The organism is Streptomyces sp. NPDC088354 (assembly GCF_044753585.1).
Classification (GTDB): domain Bacteria; phylum Actinomycetota; class Actinomycetes; order Streptomycetales; family Streptomycetaceae; genus Actinacidiphila.
Genome location: NZ_JBIVNJ010000115.1, coordinates 1 through 4088 on the forward strand (window position 1 = coordinate 1; position 4088 = coordinate 4088).

At 74.3% G+C, this 4088-nt stretch carries 6 protein-coding genes; 1 reads left to right on the plus strand and 5 read right to left on the minus strand.

Annotated features, from left to right (window positions below; genetic code table 11):
- The coding region (locus ACIP98_RS41950; RefSeq protein ID WP_401982105.1) for an undecaprenyl-diphosphate phosphatase at window positions 1-324 on the plus strand (324 nt) is incomplete at its 5' end.
- 27 nt (window positions 325-351) lie between these two features.
- Here ACIP98_RS41950 and ACIP98_RS41955 read toward each other — a convergent pair.
- The 5 genes from ACIP98_RS41955 to ACIP98_RS41975 form a co-directional block, all read right to left on the minus strand.
- Window positions 352-936 (minus strand): TIGR03086 family metal-binding protein, encoded by a 585-nt coding sequence (locus tag ACIP98_RS41955; RefSeq protein ID WP_401982108.1) that lies wholly within the window; start codon window positions 934-936, stop codon window positions 352-354.
- Between the two features lie 72 nt (window positions 937-1008).
- Complete coding sequence (locus tag ACIP98_RS41960) at window positions 1009-2016, minus strand: NADPH:quinone reductase (protein WP_401982109.1); 1008 nt, start codon at window positions 2014-2016, stop codon at window positions 1009-1011.
- A gap of 55 nt (window positions 2017-2071) precedes the next feature.
- Window positions 2072-2473 carry a hypothetical protein gene (locus ACIP98_RS41965; protein WP_401982112.1) on the minus strand — a complete coding sequence of 134 codons (402 nt, stop codon included), beginning with the start codon at window positions 2471-2473 and terminating at the stop codon, window positions 2072-2074.
- 80 nt (window positions 2474-2553) lie between these two features.
- The gene (locus tag ACIP98_RS41970; RefSeq protein ID WP_319662276.1) at window positions 2554-3414 is read right to left on the minus strand and encodes a Gfo/Idh/MocA family oxidoreductase; all 861 of its coding nucleotides are present in this window, start codon (window positions 3412-3414) and stop codon (window positions 2554-2556) included.
- A gap of 2 nt (window positions 3415-3416) precedes the next feature.
- Entirely contained in the window at window positions 3417-3791 is a 375-nt protein-coding gene (locus ACIP98_RS41975) for a 5-carboxymethyl-2-hydroxymuconate Delta-isomerase (protein WP_401982113.1), read from the minus strand.
- Between the last annotated feature and the right edge of the window lie 297 nt (window positions 3792-4088).

Consider the following 4088-nt stretch of genomic DNA (forward strand, 5'->3'; position numbering starts at 1 on the left):
GGCTTCTCCCGCTCCGGCGCGACGATGTCCACCGCGCTCATCCTCGACCTGGACCGGGTCGCCGCCACCCGGCTGTCCTTCTTCCTCGGCATCCCGGCCCTCGTCGGCGCCGGCCTGTACGAGCTCAAGGACGCCCTCGGCGCCGGCATCGGCACCGCCCCCCTGGTGGTCGGCACCGCGGTCTCGTTCGTCGTCGCCTACGCCTCCATCGCCTGGCTGCTGAAGTTCGTCGCCAAGCACTCCTTCAACGCCTTCATCGTCTACCGCCTCGTCATCGGCGCCCTGCTCTTCGGCCTCCTCGCCACCGACGTCATCGGCGCCTGAGCCCGGTCACGTCCGGCCCGAGGCCGGTCAGGCCCAGGGGGTGCGGCCGGACAGCGCGAGCGCCCGGTCGAAGGCCGACGCCGCAGCGGGGGCGGGCAGCGTGACGGGCGCGGCGAAGCCGTCGTACCGGCGGTAGACCTCCCCGTGCCGGTCGACCACGCCGAGCACGAGCTCGCCGAGGCCGTCGCCGCAGCGGTACTCCTGGCCGGTCGCCCGGGCGACGTCCCAGCCGTGGACGGCCAGCTCCTTGATGATCATCGAGGCGATCTCGGCCGCGGGCATCCGCGCGGGGCCGAGGTCGATCTCACCCTCCCAGACCGCCGGGTCGGCCCAGGCCGCGACGGCGCGGTCCAGTTGCTCCGCGTAGGCCCGCGCCCAGTCCGGCCCGGCGGTGAAGTCGCGGGCGGTCAGCTCCTCGGGGAGCGGCTCGCGCAGGGCGCGGTGCTCCAGGCCGTACGAGGTGTAGAGGATCCAGTGGTTGAGCAGGGCCCTGGTGTCCCACGCGGCGCAGGGCGTCGGGGCGGCGAGCTGCTCCGGGCCGACGGGGACACCTCGGGCGATGCGGGCGGCCTCGGCGGCGGCCTCGGTCAGGTACGCGTGAAGATCGGTCATGCCGCCCACGCTAGGATCGCGGGCGGCATCCGGTCTTGAACAAACGCGACACGCCAGTGACGCCGGCCCGCCCTACACGTCGATGAGGACCTTGCCCACCGCGCCGCCCTCGACGGCGGCGTGCGCCTCCGCGGTGCGTTCCAGCGGGAAGCGGTGCAGCGGCAGCCCCGCCTCCTCGCCCACCCGCAGGGCGTCCACGGTCAGGGCGGCGGTGATCGCCGCGATCGCCTCGCGCTTGGCGGCGGCCGGCATGGTGTAGACGAGCACGCCCTGCCAGCGCAGGTTGCGGGAGAAGGTCTCCCGTACGGGCAGCGTCACCTCCGGGCCGCCGTTGTCGGCGTAGTAGGCGACGACGCCGTTCGGCGCGAGCACGGCGAGGTCGAGCGGCACGTTGACCGCCACCGAGACCTCCGCGACGATGTCGACGCCGTCGGGGGCGACCCGGCGGATCTCCTCCCCCGCGTTCCCGGCCCGGTAGTCGACCACGTGGTGCGCACCGGCGGCGGCGGCCAGTGCCGCCTTGTGCGGACCGCTGACCGTGGTGATCACGGTCGCGTCCGACCACCGCGCGAGCTGGATCGCCGCGTTGCCGACCGCGCCCGCGCCGCCGGCGACCAGCACGGTGCGGCCGCGGAGCGTGCCGGGACCGAGCCGGTGCGGGCCGCCCTCCAGCACGGTCAGCGCGCGGTGCGCGGTCATCGCGGGGATGGGGATGCTCGCGCCGAGGTCGAAGGAGGCCCCGTCGGGCAGCGGGACGGCCTGCCGCTCCGGCACCGTGACGTACTCCTGCGCGGTACCGCCGGGACGCTGGTAGGCGGCCTCCCAGATCCAGACGCGCTGCCCGTTCCTGGCGGGGTCGACGCCCTCGCCGACGGCGTCCACCACACCGGCGCCGTCCTGGCCCGGTACCCGCTCGCCGCCGCCGGGCGGGGCGGCCGTCCTCGATTTCCAGTCCGTGGGATTCACCCCGGACACCTCGACCCGCACCCGTACCTCGCCCGGAGCCGGCTCCGGGACGGGCCGCTCGGTCAGGCGCAGCACCTCCGGGCCGCCGCCCTCCGTGTACACGATCGCCTTCATGATCCTTACAAGTCCCGCCGGAGCGGGTTTCTTCCCGTTCCCGGCGGCCGGGGCGTCAGACGCGGCCGAGTCCGTCGCACAGCACGGGGCCGCCCCCGGGCGCCGGCGGCGGCTCGGGGAGCGCGCGCGCCGCCGCGCCCGGGGAGCGCCGCGGGGACCGCGGGACGTACGCGCCGCTGGTGCCGCCGCGGCCGCGGTGCACCAGCACGCCGGAGACCGGATCGGGCACGGCGTCGAGCGCCGCCCGGATGCCGGGCAGGGCGCGCCAGCCGAGCCAGTGCTCCTCCTTGCGGAAGCACAACTCGAAGACCACGCCCCAACCGAACGTGTGCCATTCCCACGCCAGCGCACGGTTGGTGACCGCGGACTCCACGAGCGCGGGCGCGTACGCGTCGCGCCATGCCGCGGCGGATGTGCTGGCGTTGAGGACTTCGATGGACCACCAGTCCGCTGCCATACCCAAAACGATAGGCACTTCGCAAGCCCCCCGCCAGGGTTTGGCACCTGACGGCGCGTCACCGTCTCCCGCGCCGTGGCTCACACGGAGGCGAGCAGCTCCGTCACACGGAGTCCGAAACGGGCGTCGCAGGGGTGGGCGACACCCGTCTCCACCGCCGTGAGCAGGGCGTCCACCGCGTTGCGGAAGGCGTCGACGGGGCCGTCGGCGCGTTCGGGCAGGGCGGCGACCCCGCGGGTGCCGCGGAATTCGACGGCCACACCGGCGGCCTCGGGGGGCGTGGTGAGACTGAGCGTCGCGGTGCTGGACGCGCCGCTCGTGTGCCGGAGCACGAGGTGGACGGTGTCGCCGGGGCCACGGCCGGAGGCGACCTCGGTGACGTCGCCGAGCACCGGCAGCAGCACGGACAGCGCGTGCGGCCCGACGTCCCACAGCGCGCCCTTCTCGCGCCGCCAGGGCGAGTTGGCGTACGGGCTGGCGCCGGAGGTGAAGACCGAGCCGAGCCAGTCGGCGCGGGCGGTGAACCAGCCGTCCTCGGCGGCGCGTTCGTCGATCCACGCGGCACTGGGGGCGGCGAAGCGCAGGGTGAAGAAGACGACCGACGCCACCCCGGCCGCCTCCGCGGCCTCGGCGACCCGGCGCGCGTCGTCCACGCCCGTCGCCACCGGCTTGTCCAGCAGCAGGTGCCGGCCGGCCCCGGCGGCCCGTACGGCCAGCGGTGCCTGGACGTCCGGGGGCAGGGCGACGGCGACCGCGTCCACGTCGGCGATCAGGTCGTCGACGTCGGCGTACGCGCGCGTGTTGTGCTCAGCGGCGAGCGCTGCCGCCGCCTCGGGGCGGCGGCCCCAGATGCCGGTGAACTCCACGCCGGGGTGGGCGGCGAGGGCGGGGGCGTGGGTGATCCCCGCCCACGGGCCGGTGCCGAGCAGTCCGATGCGCATGGTCATGCCCCCTTCGCGGGCTCGATGTGCTTGCGGTACCAGGCGGGGTCGAGCTCGCTGATGTCGACGGCGCTCTGCACCCGCAGTCGCGGCGTGGGCGCCAGGTGGGCGGCCACGAGTTCCAGGACGGCCTCGCTCAGCTCGGCCTTGACCTGCGGGCTGCGTCCGGCCATGACGGCGATCTGCGCGTACACCATGGCGTGCTCCGCGCCGCCGTCGGCGATGACCGCCTCCTCGACGCGGCGGAAACGGGTCTTGCAGGCCTCGGCCTTCGTGTCGACGATCTTGGCGATGAGCGGGTGGAGGGCGAGCGCGAAGGCGCGCCGGTCGAACGCGTCCGCCAGTTCTGCGGAGTAGTCCACGGTGATGTGAGGCATGGCACACAGCGTAAGCGCTGCCCAGAGGCCGTACCGGGCAGGGGTGCCACGGCCCCGGGAGGTGCCCGGAGCGCCGGGCGGGGGCTCGTTCACATCGGGTTAACAACCGGGCAATGGATGCGAAATCACGGATTGTGACGCTGCAGCGGAACAGATCACCCGTCCCGCAAGGCCCACCCACCCCAAGGATGACACCCGTGAGTTACAAGGCCGAGTACATCTGGATCGACGGCACCGAGCCGACCGCCAAGTTGCGCTCGAAGACCAAGATCCTCGCCGATGGCGCGGAGCCGGGCA